The organism is Epibacterium ulvae (genome assembly GCF_900102795.1).
GTDB lineage: Bacteria > Pseudomonadota > Alphaproteobacteria > Rhodobacterales > Rhodobacteraceae > Epibacterium > Epibacterium ulvae.
On record NZ_FMWG01000011.1, the window covers coordinates 47,340 to 66,179 of the forward strand.

The 18,840-nt window shown below is 52.2% G+C and carries 15 protein-coding genes and 1 riboswitch; of the genes, 7 read left to right on the forward strand and 8 right to left on the reverse strand.

The features are described from left to right. Positions 1–15 precede the first annotated feature (15 nt). Positions 16–1,224 (reverse strand): mandelate racemase/muconate lactonizing enzyme family protein, encoded by a 1,209-nt coding sequence (locus BLP79_RS15450; RefSeq protein WP_090220469.1) that lies wholly within the window; start codon positions 1,222–1,224, stop codon positions 16–18. Between the two features lie 156 nt (positions 1,225–1,380). On the opposite strand from BLP79_RS15450, the gene BLP79_RS15455 reads away from it, so the two are divergent. The 3 genes from BLP79_RS15455 (at position 1,381) to BLP79_RS15465 (ending at position 6,290) form a co-directional block, all read left to right on the forward strand. Then, positions 1,381–2,793 (forward strand): sulfatase-like hydrolase/transferase, encoded by a 1,413-nt coding sequence (locus BLP79_RS15455; protein ID WP_090220470.1) that lies wholly within the window; start codon positions 1,381–1,383, stop codon positions 2,791–2,793. A gap of 200 nt (positions 2,794–2,993) precedes the next feature. After that, complete coding sequence (locus BLP79_RS15460; RefSeq protein ID WP_090220472.1) at positions 2,994–4,865, forward strand: methyl-accepting chemotaxis protein; 1,872 nt, start codon at positions 2,994–2,996, stop codon at positions 4,863–4,865. Positions 4,866–5,231: 366 nt separating this feature from the next. Beyond that, positions 5,232–6,290 (forward strand): flavin monoamine oxidase family protein, encoded by a 1,059-nt coding sequence (locus BLP79_RS15465; RefSeq protein ID WP_090220473.1) that lies wholly within the window; start codon positions 5,232–5,234, stop codon positions 6,288–6,290. A 35-nt stretch (positions 6,291–6,325) separates the two neighbouring features. Here BLP79_RS15465 and thiC read toward each other — a convergent pair whose 3' ends face one another. Both thiC and BLP79_RS15475 read right to left on the reverse strand, forming a co-directional pair. Next, a complete protein-coding gene (gene thiC / locus BLP79_RS15470) occupies positions 6,326–8,143 on the reverse strand; it encodes a phosphomethylpyrimidine synthase ThiC (RefSeq protein WP_090220475.1) in 1,818 nt (605 codons plus the stop codon). Positions 8,144–8,262: 119 nt separating this feature from the next. Beyond that, positions 8,263–8,383, reverse strand: a riboswitch (TPP riboswitch). Positions 8,384–8,511: 128 nt separating this feature from the next. Continuing rightward, positions 8,512–10,107 (reverse strand): GMC family oxidoreductase, encoded by a 1,596-nt coding sequence (locus tag BLP79_RS15475; RefSeq protein ID WP_090220477.1) that lies wholly within the window; start codon positions 10,105–10,107, stop codon positions 8,512–8,514. 109 nt (positions 10,108–10,216) lie between these two features. On the opposite strand from BLP79_RS15475, the gene BLP79_RS15480 reads away from it, so the two are divergent. From BLP79_RS15480 to BLP79_RS15495, 4 genes are all read left to right on the forward strand, one after another. Further along, entirely contained in the window at positions 10,217–11,449 is a 1,233-nt protein-coding gene (locus tag BLP79_RS15480) for a TRAP transporter substrate-binding protein (protein WP_090220481.1), read from the forward strand. A 94-nt stretch (positions 11,450–11,543) separates the two neighbouring features. Continuing rightward, a complete protein-coding gene (locus BLP79_RS15485; RefSeq protein WP_090220482.1) occupies positions 11,544–12,212 on the forward strand; it encodes a TRAP transporter small permease in 669 nt (222 codons plus the stop codon). Beyond that, positions 12,213–13,574, forward strand: a complete 1,362-nt coding sequence (locus tag BLP79_RS15490; protein WP_090220484.1) for a TRAP transporter large permease — start codon at positions 12,213–12,215, stop codon at positions 13,572–13,574. It begins immediately after the preceding gene. Positions 13,575–13,582: 8 nt separating this feature from the next. Continuing rightward, positions 13,583–14,356: an IclR family transcriptional regulator gene (locus tag BLP79_RS15495; protein WP_090220486.1), complete on the forward strand. Its 774-nt coding sequence runs from the start codon at positions 13,583–13,585 to the stop codon at positions 14,354–14,356. 12 nt (positions 14,357–14,368) lie between these two features. Here the strand turns inward: BLP79_RS15495 and otnC are convergent, their stop codons facing one another. The 5 genes from otnC to BLP79_RS15520 are packed head-to-tail and all read right to left on the reverse strand — an operon-like array spanning position 14,369 to position 18,837. Further along, the gene (gene otnC / locus BLP79_RS15500; protein WP_090220488.1) at positions 14,369–15,007 is read right to left on the reverse strand and encodes a 3-oxo-tetronate 4-phosphate decarboxylase; all 639 of its coding nucleotides are present in this window, start codon (positions 15,005–15,007) and stop codon (positions 14,369–14,371) included. Further along, positions 15,004–16,233 carry a 3-oxo-tetronate kinase gene (otnK, locus tag BLP79_RS15505; RefSeq protein ID WP_090220491.1) on the reverse strand — a complete coding sequence of 410 codons (1,230 nt, stop codon included), beginning with the start codon at positions 16,231–16,233 and terminating at the stop codon, positions 15,004–15,006. Before otnK ends, otnC begins: the two co-directional genes overlap by 4 nt. Next, on the reverse strand, positions 16,230–17,042 hold the full coding sequence (locus BLP79_RS15510) for an N-acyl homoserine lactonase family protein (RefSeq protein ID WP_090220493.1): 813 nt from the start codon (positions 17,040–17,042) through the stop codon (positions 16,230–16,232). Before BLP79_RS15510 ends, otnK begins: the two co-directional genes overlap by 4 nt. Continuing rightward, positions 17,039–17,326 (reverse strand): putative quinol monooxygenase, encoded by a 288-nt coding sequence (locus tag BLP79_RS15515; protein WP_090220495.1) that lies wholly within the window; start codon positions 17,324–17,326, stop codon positions 17,039–17,041. Before BLP79_RS15515 ends, BLP79_RS15510 begins: the two co-directional genes overlap by 4 nt. Further along, on the reverse strand, positions 17,326–18,837 hold the full coding sequence (locus tag BLP79_RS15520; RefSeq protein ID WP_090220497.1) for a tripartite tricarboxylate transporter permease: 1,512 nt from the start codon (positions 18,835–18,837) through the stop codon (positions 17,326–17,328). Before BLP79_RS15520 ends, BLP79_RS15515 begins: the two co-directional genes overlap by 1 nt. Positions 18,838–18,840 lie beyond the last annotated feature (3 nt).

Below are 18,840 nucleotides of genomic sequence, written 5' to 3' on the forward strand. Positions count from 1 at the left end.
CTGTCTTCGCCGTCGTTACCAATTGGTCACCGACCCATCAGGCCGGGTGAGGTGTGGGCATTCCACATGCACCGCTTCTGAGGCGCGCACAGCGTCTTCATTGATTTCGATGCCCAGCCCCGGCGCATCAGGCACAACATATGCGGGTCCCTGCATCTCTATTTGTTTTGGGAAGATACTATCATCATGGAAGCCCAGGCTTTCCGTGGGGGCCTGACGTGTCTCTAACCATGACAAATTGGGCACTGCAGCGCTCATATGGACACTTGCTGCGGTGCACACAGGCCCCAAAGGATTGTGCGGCATCAGGTCCACGTAATGTTGTTCGCACCAGCCCGCGATCTTCATCGCTTCGGTAAACCCGCCAATATTGCTGATATCAAACCGCATATATTGGGTCAGCCCTTGCTCTAGGAATGGTGCTGCCTGCCATTTTGAGGCAAATTCCTCACCCACCGCGAAGGGGATAGAGGTCATCTCACGCAGCATTTTATACGCATTGGGATTTTCTGATCGGATCGGCTCTTCCAGAAAATCCAAGGTGCCCGCAGGCATCATATTGGCAAAACTGGCAATCTCAGCAGGGGTGTAGCGGTGATGCAAATCAATCCCCAGACATAAGTCTCCACCAAATTCGCTTCGAATTGCCTTTAAGGTATCTGCTGTAAACCGCAAGGAAGCACGTGGATCAAAAACCTTGTCGTCAAAACCGCTGGGATAGATCCGCACACAATCCCACCCGGCATCCACCAAAATACGGGTATCGGCCAAGGATTGCTCAATCGTTTCAGCCATGAAACTTGCAAAAGTGGGCACACTGTCGCGCTGTTTGCCACCAAACAATTGATACACCGGCACCTGCAGGCGTTTTCCCAAGAGATCGTAAAGCGCAATATCAATCGCAGACATTGCTGCTGTTAGTACACGCCCGCCTTCAAAATACTGGCTGCGATAGGCCTCTTGCCAAATGCGCCCAATCTGACGGGAATCCTGCCCCACAAGGAACTGTGCAAAGTAATTGACCACAGCAATCACGGCATCTTCGCGAGAGGAAAGACCACTTTCGCCCCAGCCCACCAGACCGTCCTGCGTCTCTACACGCACCAGCAACTGATTACGAAGACCAACCCGCGTCGGCAAAGCCTCTATTCTTACGATCTGTTCAGGTCGAGTCACCTGAACCCGTGTCGGCACCTCTAGGCTTTGCACCTTAATTTCTGACATCAGGCTGGACACATTTAGACCTCCGGCTTCGAATCTTGCGTCTATTTGATATCAGGAAATTCAAATATCGTACATTATATTTTTGTAATAACGTTTGATTTTGAACTTGGAAGGCCATAATCCCAAGATAACCCACCCAATCCGAGGACAGAATCCATGGCCCAAGCGCGTAATATGATCTTGTTTGTGACTGACCAGTGGCGTTGGGACACATTGAACAAACCCGGACACCCTGCCCAGCTTCCGCATTTACGAGCTTTTGCAGAAGAGGCCACCAATTTCACAAATGCGTTTACGACAGTCCCCCTGTGCACCCCCGCACGCGGTAGTCTTTTTACAGGTAAGCTGCCACATCAGCATGGAACCATGGACAATGTTCAGGGCCGGTCCTTCTACCCACATGGAAAACTTCACCCCAGTCAGACCACCTATTTGGAACGGCTTGCCCAAGAAGGCTATGATGTGTCCTTCATCGGAAAGTGGCATTTGGGGGATGGCACATTGCTTGATCGCGGTATCGAAGACACTTCGCTCAGCGATGGCGGCAATACAGAGTTGATGAACACAGCAAGCGTTCAATTTGAGGGGCCGGAGAAATCACCTTATTATGCAACTGTTGCGGATGGTGTCCCATTGGATGAACAACGGGTCAATCTTGCAATTGAAAAACTAGCGGTTCTGGGAAAGGGCACACGCCCGTTTTGTCTGGTCGTCTGTCTGCATGGTCCGCATTTCCCCCATCACGTGCCAAAACGCTTTGTTGACCTCTACAAAGACCTCCCCGAGGACTACATGCCGGAAAACTGGTGTGAACAATTCAGCGAAAGCGGCAAGCCCGAAGCCCAAAACGCGTTCTATTGGCCCTGCCAAGACACCTCCCACATGTCTCAACAAGACTGGCGGCGCACCGCCCAACATTATTGGGGGTTTTGCTCATATATTGACGATATGTTCGGAAAATTACGCCAAGCTGTTTCAGAGCAGGGGCGCGACAAAGATACCATTCTGGCCTTCACCGCAGACCATGGCGAGATGCTAGGGGCACATGGTTGGTTTGACAAAGGCCCATTCTTTTATGAAGAGATCATGCGCATCCCCATGTTGATCCGTGATCCTGAACAACCTGCTGGCACACGCAACAATTTTGTGAGCTTTCACCACCTGTTCCCGACCATTCTTTCAGGCACGCCCGTGGCTCAGACCCTCGGCGCAGAAGAACAGGCTAACAGTTTCTGGACCAGTGACGAAAAACACGTCTTTTATGTCTATGACGCCTACCAAGGACGCCAATTCCGGTTCAGAGGTATCCGTGATGAGCGCTACAAATACGCATGGAGCCCACATGACATCGAGGAATTTTACGACCTCGAAGCGGACCCCGGCGAATGTCTTAATCTCGCTGGTACTGCAGACGTTGCGCAAGAACAAAAGCGCCTGAAAGCTGCACTCTTTCAATGGATGAAAACGCACAACGATTGGCTGGCGGGCCCAGGGCATCATCTCCCGGTTGGCAGTTACATTGATGGGCGCGACAAAAGCGAACAACATCTGCATCAGGGCTTCACTTAAGAACCGCAGAAAAACATGCAGTTTGTTCAAACACCAATTGGTATCGGACAAAAAACTAGGACAAATAATATCAGGAGTCCGATGTTATTCGTCCTTATTCCGCTTCGTTTTAATTCTTCATTAGTTCGGTTCTGCCATCATGGGCAAGGCGTTGTTTTGCCGTAACTTAGTATAATGATTTACACGGAGTCATCAGTGGGATGAGACATCTCAAAATCGGCGCGCGTCTTGCGATTAGCTTTACACTCTTACTCGCAATGATGATTGGCCTTACCACCGAATCCATTCTGGTTGTCAGCAGTGCGCAGGAAAACCTGACCCAGATCAATCAAGTAAACGGTCTCAAACAACGCTATGCGATCAATTATCGCGGCAGCGTACATGACCGCGCTATCGCGATACGTGATCTTGTTCTTCTTGATGACGTACGTGATCGGGAGCTTGTCGTCGAGTTGATACAGAAACTCAATGCAGCTTACGCAGAAAATGAAGTTCTGCTCCTTGAAATGTTAAACGATCCTACGACGTCATCAGCTGAAGAGCTTGAAATACATGGGCGGATCGAAGGGTTGCAGGCTCAAGCCGTTCCAATGACACAAGACATCATCAACCTGATGAACGAAGGCCAGCAGGATCGCGCAAAAATGATTCTCACTTTTGGCGCAAGCGAACAATTTGCGAATTGGCTGACAACAATTAACGAATTCATTGACCTGCAAGCCACCCGCAATCAAGCTGTGGAACAGCAGCTGACAGAAAATATTTCCAGCTATTCACGTTTGGCGCTCATCTTACTTGTTGCGTCTCTGACTATCGCGATTTTTGCGGCCTTCATGGTCACCCGGTCGATCACTGCCCCCCTCTTGTCCCTCAGCAACACGATCCGCGGCCTCGCCAGTGGGGACAGTAAAATTGACGAAAAGCTAAGTAACCGAAAAGATCAAATTGGTATGCTCGCACAAGCCACAACAGAGCTTTGCGATGCCATTGAAGCGCGAAACAACACCGCACGAGCAGAGCAGGAAAAGAGCGCGCAAGAGGTGAAATCTGTTGTTTCAACGTTAAGTGGTGCGTTGGAACAGCTTTCAAGCGGCGACCTAAATGCCAAAATTGATCGTGAATTCCCACCTGAATATGAAAAATTACGACGTGATTTCAATGACCTGTCTGGTAGCCTTCTAAGCATAATCACGACCATTGGTGATGCAACATTCTCGATCCACAATGGATCCTCTGAAATTGCGCAATCCTCTAACGACCTAAGCAATCGCACTGAGAGCCAAGCGGCAACTCTGGAAGAGACCGCTGCAGCTTTAGATGAGCTCACTACAAGCGTGTCATCTGCCGCAGAAAATGCGACAAATGTTGCAAAAATCGTGGCCGAAGCGCAGGATGAGGCAACCAGCAGCGGCCAAGTTGTTCAAAATGCGGTCGCCGCAATGACTGAGATCGAGCAAAGTTCAACCAGCATCACGCAAATTATTTCAGTCATTGATGATATTGCCTTCCAAACAAACCTACTCGCGCTCAATGCAGGTGTCGAAGCTGCGCGTGCGGGCGAGGCGGGGCGTGGCTTTGCGGTTGTTGCATCTGAGGTTCGCGCCCTTGCACAACGTTCCTCCGACGCGGCGATGGAAATTAAAACGCTGATCAGCACCAGTGGTGAACAGGTGGAGCAAGGCGTTCAGCTTGTGGGTAAAGCGGGTGAAGCTCTGCAATCCATTGTAGATCGTGTTGGCCATATTTCGACACTCATCAATGATATTGCTACCGGTGCAGAGCAACAGTCTACTGGCCTTGGTGAAATCAATATCGGCATGACACAGCTGGACCAAGTCACGCAACAAAACGCAGCAATGGTTGAGCAATCCACCGCAGCAAGTCACCTGTTGGAACAAGACGCAGTAAAACTTGCAGACACAATCAAACGATTTGATACCGGCGGACAAACGGCAGCTCCAACCCTTCCAGCACCCCAGGCGCAACAGGAAGAAGAACCAGATCCTTTTGAACAGAGCAACACGCCACCAATGGCGCAGGCCGCAAATGGCGACATCTGGCAGGAATTCTAAAAAGACATCTCCTTAAATGAGATGCTAGATCGGCCCGTGCAAACGGGCCGTTTTGCTATGTGCGATGTAAATGACCTACCTGTCGGGTACGAGCCAACAGTGTGCCTGCATCCACAGCTAAAAAGAAAAGTTGCGCAACTTTCTGCGGATTTGCACCCAAATCGTCAATCCGTCAGCCGACAAAGTTTTGCCTGAAGCGTTTTTACGTCCATTGATGAAGATCTGTAACAGACTTGCACTGTACGACCATCACAGCAAACTTAGGGGTTTTCCGAGAAAAGGAGAAAGGTTTTGGTTTGAGTCAAAATTTGAATTGCAATTTTACCTATCAGTAGATAGATGAAAATATGCAAATAGGAGCTGCTCATGAAAACTGATATTTTGATCGTCGGCGGCGGCCTGTCTGGCTTAGCGCTCGCGCAGGGCCTCACAGAACAGCAGCGCGACTTCCAATTGATCGAAGCGCGTGACCGATTTGGGGGGCGCATTCTAAGTAAGAACTTGGACAACGAAGCTTATGACCTTGGCCCTGCTTGGTTTTGGGAGGGACAACCTCGTATCGCTGCCCTAATTGCGAAACTTGGCCTGTCGCATTTCGAGCAATATGCAAAAGGCGCCTTAACTTATGAAGACGAAAATGGATATGTCGAACGCGGGCGCGGCTTTTCGTCTATGGCGGGATCATATCGGTTGCAAGGCGGGCTGAGTGCTCTGGTCTCGGCTCTTGTTGACGCGCTCGCTGCAGACAGGCTGCATCTTTTAACTTCGCTGAGCAAACTCATCAAAACGGAGACGGGAATAACGGCCCAGACGGCGACGGGAGAGAGCATCACTGCAAATCATGTCGTTCTCGCCCTTCCTCCACGGCTCGCCAGTCAGTTCACTTTCACCCCTGCCCTTCCGTCAACTGCTCATAAAGCCATGGACAAGATTGCCACCTGGATGGCTGGGCAGGCAAAGGCTGTGGCCGTATATGATACAGCATTCTGGCGTGAAGAAGGCCTTTCTGGTGATGCGATGAGCCGTCGTGGGCCCATGGTTGAAATTCACGATGCCTCAGGTTCTGCTGCCAAAGAGGATCATGCATTGTTTGGATTTATCGGTGTTGCACCGCAGCATCGTACTGATCAAAGCGCGCTAAAAGATGCATTAATCCAGCAACTTACCCGTATTTTTGGTCCAAAAGCCGCCACGCCCAAAGCGCTTTTTCTGCAAGATTGGGCGTTCGATCCCAATACTTCCACCGCGCTTGACCTGCAGCCTCTTTATGCGCATCCGCATTATGGCATGCCCCCTGCGTTAGATAATCTTTGGGACGGCGCGTTGGTCTTTAGCGGGACTGAAACTGCGCAAGGGTTTGGTGGCTACATTGAAGGTGCTCTTGAAGCTGCCGAAACAACACTTATTCGCCTTTCAGAAAATTAAAAGAGGCCCCCATATGGGAGCCTCTCAATGTTAGATTAGGCTTTTTCTTTGGCCTCAGGCGCAGGGACATATAATTCGCCGCCCTCACGGAACTTGGCGGCCATCGCCTCCATCCCTTCTTTTTGCGCTTCCGCCCGGATATCGTGTGAAATCCGCATAGAGCAGAATTTTGGCCCACACATAGAGCAGAAATGCGCAACCTTATGCGCTTCTTTGGGCAGGGTCTGATCATGGAAATCCCGCGCGGTTTCAGGATCCAACGCGAGATTGAACTGATCTTCCCAGCGGAATTCAAACCGGGCACGCGACAGCGCATCATCACGACGTTGCGCACCGGGCAGCCCTTTGGCCAGATCAGCAGCGTGGGCCGCAATCTTATAGGTGATCACCCCGGTTTTCACATCGTCCCGGTCTGGAAGACCAAGGTGTTCCTTTGGCGTCACATAGCACAGCATCGCACAGCCAAACCACCCTATCATCGCCGCGCCGATACCAGATGTGATATGGTCATACCCGGGTGCAATGTCAGTTGTGAGTGGCCCAAGCGTATAAAATGGCGCTTCGTGGCAGCACTCCAGCTGCTTGTCCATGTTCTCTTTGATCTTGTGCATCGCAACATGGCCAGGACCTTCGATCATCACCTGACAGTCATATTTCCACGCGATCTTGGTCAGCTCACCCAGCGTTTCCAACTCGGCAAACTGTGCCTCGTCATTTGCATCAGCGATCGATCCCGGACGCAAACCATCCCCCAAAGAGAAGGACACATCATATTTGCGGCAGATCTCGCAGATTTCTTCAAAATGTTCGTACAGGAAGGACTCTTTATGGTGGTGCAAACACCACTTCGCCATGATGGAGCCACCACGCGAGACGATGCCCGTGACGCGTTTCGCTGTCATCGGAACCATATGCAAACGCACGCCGGCATGGATGGTGAAATAGTCTACACCCTGCTCGGCCTGTTCAATCAATGTGTCCCGGAAGACGTCCCACGTCAGATCTTCGGCAATGCCATTGACCTTTTCAAGCGCCTGATAAATTGGAACAGTGCCAATCGGAACAGGAGAGTTGCGCACGATCCATTCGCGGGTGTTGTGAATGTTGCGCCCCGTGGACAGATCCATCACGGTATCAGCCCCCCAACGGATCGCCCAGACCAGTTTATCTACCTCTTCTTCCATCGAAGAGGTTACCGCAGAGGTTCCCATATTCGCGTTGATCTTAACCAGAAAGTTGCGACCAATAATCATTGGCTCGATCTCTGGGTGGTTGATATTGGCAGGAATGATGGCTCGCCCGGCGGCAACTTCGTCACGTACAAATTCAGGCGTCACATAATCTGGGATGTTTGCGCCAAAATCATCGCCATCGCGTTCCACTGCAACTGCCTCACGCAATTGATTTTCGCGAATGGCAATATATTCCATTTCCGGTGTGACAATCCCAGCCTTTGCGTAGGCGTATTGCGTGACGGCCTTGCCATCCTTTGCCCGCAAGGGCTTGTGCGCTACAGGAAATTCAGGGGTTAAACGATCACCAGATACAAACCCATTGTCCGCATCGGTAATTTCACGCCCCTCATATTCTTCAACATCACCCCGGGCCAAAATCCAGTCCCGGCGCAGCTGTGCAAGACCCTGTTTGATATCAGTTTTAACCGTGGGGTCCGTATAAGGGCCAGACGTGTCATAAACCGGCAATGGCTCTTCCCCCGCAGTTGGGTGGACCGAGATTTCGCGCATGGGCACACGAATTTCTGGAAATTGGCTGCCATTTACATAGATCTTGCGCGATGCAGGCAAGCTGCCGGTGGTGATTTCAGATGTCACCTCGGGGGTGGGCATATTCATATTGGTGCTCCTCAACACGTCAGTCAAAAAGACACCAGATGAAATTGGGCTGGGAAACGAGAGGGTGTACGGCCCTCTGTTCGGATATCGCAATGGCTCGGGCATGTACAAATCCCGCGGCTGTTGCGCACCTAGCTTCCTACGCCAGTATCAACTGGGTCAGGTTCAAAGGGTCGCAACACCGGGATCTCTCCCCAGTCGCCTCTCAGTCCATTTGGCTGGACACCCCTGCGTGCCCAAAGTGGTAAACAGGAGATGCCTTTCGGTCAAGCCTGTTAAAAAATTATTTAATAACAATGAAATACGAAAAAATAGCAAAGCCGGCCCCTTTAAAAGGAGCCGGCTTTAAGCACATAACAGACCTGATATTAGCCAGCAGCCAACATCAGATCGCTGGCCTTTTCACCAATCATGATGGCTGGAGCATTGGTATTACCCGAAACAATTTCGGGCATGATCGAACAATCTGCCACCCGCAGACCTTTAATCCCATGCACGCGCAGCTGTGCATCAACCACTGCATCCTCCCCCTGACCCATCTTACAGGTCCCGGTGGGGTGATATATCGACGCGGTATTGTTGCGCGCCCAGTCCAGCGTCGCGTCATAATCATCCATCGGCAAATCTGCGTGTGGACGATACTCTTCTGAAATTTTGGACGTCAGCGGCGCATGGCGCGCAATATTACGTGCAATGTTCACACCGGCAACGATGGTCTGACAGTCCGTTTCGGTCGACAGATAATTCGGAATGATCTTGGGATAGGTACCCGGATCTTTGGAAACGATTCGGATCTCGCCCTTACTTTCCGGGCGCAGCTGGCACACCGACATTGTGAAAGCTGAAAACGGATCAGCACCCTTACCAGGATTTTCCGCAGAGAGAGGCTGGACGTGGAACTGAATATCCGGTGTTTCCAGGTCCTCACGGGTTTTCATGAACCCGGTGGCAAGACTTGCCGCCATCGTCATGGGCCCAGCCCGGAACAGCGCATATTTCAGCCCAATCTTCGCCTGTCCAAACAACGAGGAAACCTCATCATTCAACGTTGGCTCGTTACATTTGTAAACCAGACGCGCCTGCAGGTGGTCCTGCATATTTTTGCCAACACCGTAGAGATCTTTTTTGACCTCAATACCGTTTTCCGCCAGCTGCTCTGCTTCACCAATGCCCGACATCATCAGAATCTGCGGAGAATTGATCGCTCCACCAGACAAGACAACTTCGCGGTTCGCCTTGACGGTATGCTCATTGCCGCTGCGATCTTTATAGGTGACACCGGTGCAGCGCCCCTCTTCGATCTCAACCCGTTGTACCATCGCATGGGTGATGATCTGAAGATTTTCGCGTTTTTTGATGGGATTCAGGTAAGCAACAGCTGAACTACACCGGCGCCCATTCTTGGCTGTCAGCTGGAAAAAGCCCACGCCTTCCTGACTTGCACCATTGTAATCAGGGTTAAACGGATAGCCTGCAGCTTGCGCAGCTGCGACCCAAGCATCCGTGATAGGCCGCTGGATGCGCATGTTGGATACGGACAGCGGGCCGCCGGTGGAATGGAAATCATCGGCACCGCGTTCATTGTTTTCTGCCCGTTTAAAGAGTGGCAGGACATCATCCCAGCCCCATCCTTCGTTGCCCATCTGCCGCCAGCGATCATAATCTTGTGATTGCCCGCGTACATACAACAAACCATTCAGCGACGAGGAACCTCCCAATACCTTGCCGCGTGGCCATTCAATTGACCGCCCATTCAAACCCGGATCCGGCTCCGTTTTATAGCACCAATCCACCGAAGGATTGTGTATAGTCTTAAAATATCCGACCGGAATATGAATCCATGGATTTAAATCACGTCCACCTGCTTCGAGCAGGATAACCTTGTTTTTTGGGTTCTCACTCAGACGATTCGCAAGCACACAACCCGCAGAACCCGCTCCTACAACAATAAAATCTGCTTCCAAACCGCTTCCTCCCGTAGTTTCATTGAAAAATACCTATACAGCTCGGTTAAAACATACTAGCATTTTTTGGAACGAAACGTCTCAATAATTGCTATAGGGAGGATGCATAATGGGACTCACTAATAAACTAAGCCAAATTTCACGCCGGGATTTGTTCCGCGTTGCAGGGACTTACGGGATGAGCTCAACGCTCATGGCCGCGGGAACCTTCGGCGGGGCTATGAGCCTCGGCAACTTGGCAGCAGCGGCAGAATCAACCTACGAACGCCGCTTCTCCAAGCCAGCAAAGCACACGCTCAAGTTCGGCGCGTCTGGTTTTAACGCTCGTAACTTGTTGATTGAGCGTGCCGGTGCACTCGAATTTGCACGTGACTTGGAAGCACGTACCGATGGTGAAATTCGCATCGAATTCATCGGCGACAACCAGATTTGTGGTCAGCTGTCCTGCGTCGAAAAGACACAGCAGGGCATCGTCGACATCTATGCGGCGTCAACACAGAACTCTGCAGGTGGTGCACCTTATCTGAACGTTCTGGACTATGCGTTCATGTTCCCAGGTCGTGCGTCACAGTACCACTTCCTGTACCACCCAAAGAGCCAGGAAATCCTGCGCGACCCGCTGGAAAAACGTCACGGTCTGAAATTCCTGTTCAGCCACTGTGAACTGCGCGGCATCCAGCTTGGTCTGAAATACAAAGATGCGCCTACCATCACCAAACTGGAACAGCTGTTTGGCACCAAGAACCGCGTAACGGGCACCCAGCTGGGCCGTATCGCAATGAAGGCTCTGAACCTGAACCCCGTTCCGGTTGCATGGGAAGAAACGCTTGATGGCCTGAAACAAGGTCTGATCGACGGTGCGGAAACATGGGCATCTGCTGTGGCCTACGCAAACATGTCACCTGTTGTGTCACAGTCAGTTGACCTGAAGTTCTTCTGCGGCACCGAGCACACGTCGATGTCCACTAAGTCTTTCGACAAGCTGGAAGGCTACCTGCAGGATGCGGTTCTCGAATCATCCTACTGGGCACAGACGCACGTTCAGGCTGCAAACGAAGCGGCTTTGATCAAAACTGTTGGTTTCTCTGATCCACAGCTGCCGGGCACAATGTTCGTTGAAAACGACGTTCGCCCTGCATTCCTGCCAGACAGCGAAATCAAAATGGCTGAAGAAATGTGCTCACCTGAGTTCCAACCACAGCTGTGGGAACAGTGGCGTGATCGCCTGAACGGCTGGGCCGGTGGCATCGACACCTATCAGGAAATCTACAACATCGCGCGCGAAGTTGACAAAGACATGAAGCCTGAAAATGTTGAGCCACGCCGCTGGTGGAAAGGCTAATCATCTGATAAACTAAAAAAAATTGGGCCGATGCTATTTGGCATCGGCCCTAGTTGTCTGTTGCAAGCAACAGAATACGGGAGGAGAACTACATATGTCGATTGTGTCGGACGCCGGTGCGATCTTTGCGGCCTTTGCGTCAAATGATGCCTGGGAAATCCGCAACGCGCTGGAAGCAGATGCGGCTTGGTATGTGGGGGCTGTTTTTACAGCTGTCGCAGGTCTTGCAGTATTGGCAATCTATCGCGCGATTCCACTATTGGATCGTCATCTAGAACGCACCATTATGGTGTCAAGCTATCTGGCCATCGCCTTCATTATTTTCTGGGGCGTGATTGACCGGTTTGTATTCAAGAATCAGCAACCTTGGTCCACCACCATTCCTCCGCTTCTGTTCATGATTATGGCATGGTTTGGTGCAGCCTTTAACGTGCGTCTGCGCACGCACCTTAGCTTTTCAGAATTCCGCACCATGATGCCAGCCACGGGTCAGCTTCTTTGCCTGATCCTTGATGCCATTTTGTGGTTCACGTTTGCGGTGATTGTTCTGGTGACCACAAGCCGTGTCACCGCATTGTCAGCCTCTAACTTCCAGATCGTTTTGGGCACTGACAATATTCTACAATGGTGGTTCCTGATTACCGCGCCGCTGGCTTTTGTCCTGATGTCTGCGCGGATTCTAGAGAACCTTTTCGAAGATATCGGCAACTACCGTGCCGGCCGCCAGTTGATCAAACAGGCTGTAATCGGGGGGGACGTTTAAATGACAGATGCAAACTGGATCACGATCATCTCGCTTGGGGTGACGTTCCTGTTCATGCTCGGCGTGCCTGTGCTTTTGGTCATCGCATATTGGGTGATCGGATGTTCTTCTGTTCTGGGTCTGACCCTCGACAATATGGGCGCAGAACTTTTGAACGTATTTAACAAGGGCTTTGCCCTTCTTGCGATGCCACTCTTTATTCTGACGGGGGACCTGATTAACCAATCCGGCATTGCCCGACGATTATCGGATTTCGCCTATGCCTGTCTGGGCTGGATGCGCGGCGGTCTCGCCATGGCATCTTTGGGCGCATGTGGTCTTTTCGCTGCGATTTCAGGCTCTAACTCAGCAACAACCGCAACCATCGGTTCAATGCTGCACCCTGAAATGGTCAAAGGTGGCTATGATGAGCGTTTCTCAGCGGCAACTGCTGCTGCCGGCGGTACCGTTGGGATCATTATCCCTCCGTCGATCATCTTCATCGTCTATGGTTTCTTGATGAACCTGCCAATCTCTGACCTCTTTGTTGCGGGTATTCTGCCCGGCACAATGATGGTTGTTGGCATGCAGCTCGCCTGCTGGATCATCTGTCGCCGCAACGGCTGGGGCTTCCTGATCCCACTGCAGCTGAACCGCGTTCTGAAAACCGCATTTGGTGCATGGCTTGGTTTCTTTGCCATCGGTCTGGTTCTTTGGGGTATTTACACTGGTAAGTTCTCACCAACCGAAGCGGCTGGCGTAACTGTGGGCTTTTGTGTGATTGCAGGTGTTCTGTCTTGGCTTGTCACCAAAATCGTGGGCAACCGTTCAGACAAAACATGGGAAGAAAAATCCTATGCTGAAATGCTGGTTGTTGAAGGTTTCACCATCCCACAGATCCCATCCATTGTTGTTCGCTCTGCACAGATCTCTGGTATTCTGGCACCGCTGATCGCAATCTCGGTTGTGATGCAGCAGATCCTGTCGCTTCTGGGCGCACAGCAGGTTATCGGAGATTTCGTGACCGGCATGGGTGGCTATTACGCGGTTCTGTTGACCTCGATGGTTATCGTGTTCTTCTCAGGCATGGTGTTGGAAAGCCTTCCAGTAACGATCATCCTTGCCCCCATCTTGGCGCCAATTGCAGCCTCTGTGGGTGTGGATCCGATCCACTTCTCGGTGATCTTCCTTGTGGGCGCGTCCATTGGTTTCATCACGCCACCCTACGGTCTAAACCTCTATGTGGCCTCCGGTGTAACAGGTGTTCCCTATTTCCGTTTGCTTCGCTATACCGTGCCTTACTTGGCAGCGTTGATCGGAGTTTGGCTCTTGGTCTCGATGGTGCCAGAATTTGCACTTATCTTGTTGCCAAACGCACAATGAGGGTTTGAATGGCGGATGACGGACTGACCAAAAGACAGGGACAGATACCTACAAACCTGCGTCTGTTGCTGGTCATTGAGGAGGTCGCCAAAAGAGGCGTCGCCGTAAAACCGTCAGACATGGTGGAAAGCCTTGGCCTGCCCAAGGCGACCATCCACCGCCTTCTTCATACCTGCGAAACCGAAGGGTTTCTTCAGCGCGACCTTGACGGTCGCGCTTACGGCCCCGGCCCCCGACTGCGCAAGCTGGCCGCCGATACAATGTCATCAGAACATCTGCGCACTGCACGTCTCACAGTTCTGAAAGCCGTCGCAGAAGAGCTGGGTGAGACCTGCAACCTCGCGACTCCAGATCGTGAAGGCATGATCTATCTGGACCGGGTCGAAACACATTGGCCCCTGCGCATTCAAATGCCCATCGGTACCCAAGTTCCCTTTCACTGCACCGCCAGTGGGAAAATGTATCTCTCGACCCTACGTCCAAATACGCTTGAAGCGATTTTGAATGTACGCACGCTTAAAGCTCATACCGATCGTTCAGAAACCAATCCAGCAGCTTTGATGCAAGAAATCGAAACAACACGCATCCGTGGCTATGCCACCGATGATCAGGAATTTATCGACGGAATGTGCGCCGTTGCCGTTCCGGTTCTGGATACGCAAGGACGGCTGATGGCGACGCTTTCGGTCCATACCCCAGTTCAGCGCCACACATTACAAGATGTGATCCAATTCCTGCCAATGTTGAAAACAGCGGCTCGGCAGCTTCAAAAACTGAACTGATACCTTCGTTTCTTACTTTGGAAACGCGGCTTGTATCTTTGCAACCTCACCAGATGTCAGCTTCGTTGGGTGAAATCTGTGCGTCAGAATTGCAAGTTTTGCAGTCTCTTCCAGCTCTTCCATCGCATAGACGGCAGACCATAAATCCTTGTCTGCAACCACAGGTCCGTGATTGGCCAACAACACGGCCGAGCGGCTTCCGCCCAGGGCACGCACCGCCTCTCCCATACCAGAATCCCCCGGTAAAAAGAATGGTAGCAGCTTTACCTGCCCCAATCGCATAATCGAATAAGGCGTCAACGGTGGTAGCACGTCGTCCGGATCAACATCAGGCAGCATCGACAGCGCAACCGAATAGCTAGAATGCAGGTGAACCACCGCGCCCGTGCCTGCGCGTGTGTCATAAAATGCCGTATGAAGCGGCAGTTCTTTGGTGGGCCGATCCCCTGACAACAGTGTTAGATCGCAATCTAAATGGCTGATACGCTCTGGTTCTAAAAACCCCATGCAACTGCCAGTCGGAGTCATCAACAAAGTCCCATCGCTAAGCCGCGCCGATATATTCCCAGAAGAGCCACAGGTTAATCCGCGATCAAACAAAGATTTCGCCAGCAGGCAAATCTCCTTTCGCACTTTGACGATCTCGCTCATTGTGCGATCTCCATGCGCTGCAACGCCTGCGCAAAGAAATCAGGCCCGCCAAAATTTCCAGATTTGAGGGCAAGCGCGACTGGGCGCTCTTTCAACAAACGCAGCACAGGAACCCCCGCCGCAAGACGCGGCCCGATTTCCAATTGATACGCTTTCAATCCCTGCACGGCCGCCCCTGAGGTCTCTCCCCCCGCAACCACAATCCTTTGAACGCCTGCTTCCGCCAATTGTCCAGCCAACTCACGAAATACACCTTCGATAGCCTCAGCCGCCTGCCCTTGGCCATACTGAAGCTGGGCCGCGCGCACAATTTCTGGATCCGCCGAAGAATAGACCAGCGGAGCAACCTCTTGATCTAAAATCCAATTCACAAGGTTCCCAATCCGGATCTCTCCCGACATTGCCTGCGCGGCGGTAATTTCAACAGAAGGTGCGATCATCTTGTATCGCTCAACTTGCGCACGAGTCGCCTGACTGCACGAACCCGATAAAATAACCCCGGGGCCGGTGACCGCGGCCCAATGTGGGGTGCGCGCAGAGGCGCCGAAATTGGCAGGCAAGCCCAAAGCGATGCCCGATCCGCCACAAATCAGCGGCGCGCCCGCTGCAGCCCGCCCCAATATCTTCAAATCTTCGTCTTGGGTCGCATCCACAATCACATGACCTGTTGGAGGAAGGGCCGCACGCAGGGCATCCGCACCCTGCTGAACAACTTGTGCCGAAACATGTGACACCTGACATTGTGATTGCGCCGCCAGAACACGACGCAAATCTGCATCCCGCATCGGCGTCAACGGATGGTCTTTCATACCGCTTTCGCTCAGCAGCATATCATTTACAAACAAATGTCCCTGATAAACGCTACGCCCGTTTTCGGGAAATGCAGGACAGACCATCACTGGCCCTGCATTCAGCTGCGCACTCAGCGCATCCAAAACCGGACCAATATTGCCCTCGGCGGTACTGTCAAAGGTGGAACATACTTTGAAAACAATCTGCGCAGCGCCCTGCGCACGCAACCAGGCACAGGCTGCTAAACTGTCATCAACCGCTTCCTGCACCGAGGCAGTTCGTGATTTCAATGCAATCACAGCCGCGCCCAGATCAGGGTCAGCCTCCCCTTTGGGAACATCGATGAACTGATGCACCGTCATCCCCGCTTCGGCCAGTGTTAGGGCAATATCTGAAGCCCCAGTGAAATCATCTGCGATGACACCAATTTTCATGGTTTGAAGCCTTTCAATAGATCTGTCCGCACCGGGCCTTGGTCAAGGCGAAAGATATGAGGCGCTGGCCCAACCGGGAACATCTGCCGCACCAACGGATCATGGCCCGGGATGATCAATTCGGGCTTGGAGGCGAGACGGCGCAGGGTTGAAAACCCTTGCAACATTTCCGGCAGATCAACCACAATCGGGAAGGGTTTATTGGCAAGAAAATTTTCATAGTAGTGCGCCGCGTCAGAGGCCAGCACCATCCACCCTGCCTGGGTGCGCACTTCCACACATTGAAGCCCCCGAGAATGGCCCCCAATGCAATGCACCCGCAGACCTTCGGCAATCTCGGCCGAGCCAGAATAGAAAACCAGTTTCCCGGCATACAGGCGTTTCACAGCTTCGCAGATATGATCCGCCGTAAACGGCGCACGCAACGTGTCATGGCACATGCAGGGTCCAGTCGCAAAACCCATTTCAGCCTCTTGCAGATGGAGCGTTGCATTCGGAAACAGATGTAGCCCGCCTGCGTGATCGTAATGCAGATGGGTGACAATCACCTGTGTGATGTCCTCAGGGCGCAAACCCAATGGTTTCAACGCCTCGCGCGGGTCCAAGGCAATAGGGCGCCCGCGTGCCGCGGCCTCCGCACCGTCGTATCCCGTGTCAACAAGGATCACCTCATCTCCACGTCGCAGAACCCAGATATAGTAATCCATTGCATGGGGGGCATCATGGTTGTCATCAAAGATAAAACTGTCCGCCCGCGTGCGGGTGTTACGCTCTGCGTATTTCACAGCATAAACCTGCCAATCGCTCATCGGATCACCTCATTGAAACACCGCCCGTCTTTTTCGGCCACCAGATGGGTCACGGCGGCATCAAAGCTTTTGAAATGCGCACTTATCAAATGCAGATCGAAAGCCGCGCGATCTGCGTATATTTCATACAAAAACACGGTATCCGGTATGTCACCAAGGCAAATATCAAACTGCTCACACCCCGGTTCAACCAACAACGACTCCCGCGCATTTGCTCTCATCAGTGGCAAGAACTCTGCCATCGCACCGGGGTGGAGTTTAAAGGTTACAGTTACAGCATACATCAGGCAGCAGCTCCTTTAACACGTGCAAACAGTCGTTTGGCCGCTGGGATCTGCGCCACGATCAGCGCAATATTCAGCGTCAGCAAAATCGCCGCTCCGGGGCGTGAGACAAAGACGCTCAGATCACCATCTGACAAAAACAACGACCGCCGGAAGGTTTCATCAAACAGCCCACCCAGAATGACGCCGATAACCAAAGGTGCAATCGGGTATTTCATCAGGTTCATGAGATAGGCCACAGCCCCAACGCCCAGCATTAAATACAGATCGTTGATCCCTCCCCCAACGCTGAATGATCCAAGCGTTGTCAGCACCATCACAATTGGCAAAAAGATCGTCTGCGGAAGGCGCAGGATTTTGATAAAAATCCGCGCTGTGAACAGGCCCATCAAAAACATGGTGAAAGAGGCCATGACCAAAATCGCCACCACCCGCAGGATGATCTCTGGATCAATGGTTGGGCCGGGGATCACGTTGTTGATCTTAAACGCGCCCATCAATGCCGCAGCCGGAGGGGAGCCCGGAATGCCCAATACCAACAGCGGGATCAACGCGCCTCCAATGCAGGCATTGTTTGCCGTTTCCGAACTCAGCAACCCTTCTAATGAACCTTTGCCAAACTTATGGCCCTCTTTGGAAACAGATTTTCCAACACCGTAGCTCACCCAACCTGCCACATCTTCCCCCACACCGGGCAGCGCGCCCACGCCAGTGCCAATCACACCAGATCGGCCAATGGTGGGCAAATAGCGCTTCATGGCGGCCAGATTTGGCAAGATCCGCCCTTTCAGCGCCAGCACTTTCCCGGCCTCCACATGGCGCATGCCCTCAATGATCTGCGGCACGGCAAAGGCTCCCATCAAAACAGGCACCACTTGAAAACCGCTCAACAGGTAAGACCAACCAAACGTGTAACGGGGTTCAGACAGCAACGGATCAAGTCCAACCATGGCCATGGCAAGACCAATCAGGCCTGAAATCCAGCCTTTAATCACCAGATCTTCGCTCATCAATGTGCCTGACAGTAAGATCCCAAACAGCGCCAACAGCGCCTTTTCCGGACTGGCGATGTTTTGTGAAATCAGCAACAAGACCCAGACAAAAACCAACAGGGCAAAGGTGCCAATCACTGTGCCAATAAAGCTCGCCGTTGTGGTTAACCCCAGTGCTTCACCCCCGCGCCCTGCTTTGGCCAAAGGATAGCCGTCCATGGCCGTTGCTGCGCTGGCTGCAGTCCCCGGAATATTCAACAAAATCGACGGGTAAGAGCCGCCATAGATCGCACCAACATAAGCCCCTAAAAGCGCGATCAGCGCGTAATCTAAGGGAATTTTATTTCCAAAAAACCCTGTCAGGATGGTGACAGCCAAGGTCGCGGTCAGCCCCGGCAACGCGCCGAAAGCTATGCCCAGAAAAACCGAACTGATTAAATACAGATAGGTCAGCGGATCCACAGCCAAAGCCCAGAATGCGCCTCCAAATCCAGCCAATTGCATAAGGACAAAGTCCATCCA

Excerpts from the sequence above, each read along its gene's own strand:
- BLP79_RS15450 (WP_090220469.1), bottom strand. The coding sequence starts at position 1,224 with ATGTCAGAAATTAAGGTGCAAAGCCTAGAGGTGCCGACACGGGTTCAG.
- BLP79_RS15455 (WP_090220470.1), top strand. The coding sequence starts at position 1,381 with ATGGCCCAAGCGCGTAATATGATCTTGTTTGTGACTGACCAGTGGCGT.
- BLP79_RS15460 (WP_090220472.1), top strand. The coding sequence starts at position 2,994 with ATGAGACATCTCAAAATCGGCGCGCGTCTTGCGATTAGCTTTACACTC.
- BLP79_RS15465 (WP_090220473.1), top strand. The coding sequence starts at position 5,232 with ATGAAAACTGATATTTTGATCGTCGGCGGCGGCCTGTCTGGCTTAGCG.
- thiC (WP_090220475.1), bottom strand. The coding sequence starts at position 8,143 with ATGAATATGCCCACCCCCGAGGTGACATCTGAAATCACCACCGGCAGC.
- BLP79_RS15480 (WP_090220481.1), top strand. The coding sequence starts at position 10,217 with ATGGGACTCACTAATAAACTAAGCCAAATTTCACGCCGGGATTTGTTC.
- BLP79_RS15485 (WP_090220482.1), top strand. The coding sequence starts at position 11,544 with ATGTCGATTGTGTCGGACGCCGGTGCGATCTTTGCGGCCTTTGCGTCA.
- BLP79_RS15490 (WP_090220484.1), top strand. The coding sequence starts at position 12,213 with ATGACAGATGCAAACTGGATCACGATCATCTCGCTTGGGGTGACGTTC.
- BLP79_RS15495 (WP_090220486.1), top strand. The coding sequence starts at position 13,583 with ATGGCGGATGACGGACTGACCAAAAGACAGGGACAGATACCTACAAAC.
- otnC (WP_090220488.1), bottom strand. The coding sequence starts at position 15,007 with ATGAGCGAGATCGTCAAAGTGCGAAAGGAGATTTGCCTGCTGGCGAAA.
- otnK (WP_090220491.1), bottom strand. The coding sequence starts at position 16,233 with ATGAAAATTGGTGTCATCGCAGATGATTTCACTGGGGCTTCAGATATT.
- BLP79_RS15510 (WP_090220493.1), bottom strand. The coding sequence starts at position 17,042 with ATGAGCGATTGGCAGGTTTATGCTGTGAAATACGCAGAGCGTAACACC.
- BLP79_RS15515 (WP_090220495.1), bottom strand. The coding sequence starts at position 17,326 with ATGTATGCTGTAACTGTAACCTTTAAACTCCACCCCGGTGCGATGGCA.
- BLP79_RS15520 (WP_090220497.1), bottom strand. The coding sequence starts at position 18,837 with ATGGACTTTGTCCTTATGCAATTGGCTGGATTTGGAGGCGCATTCTGG.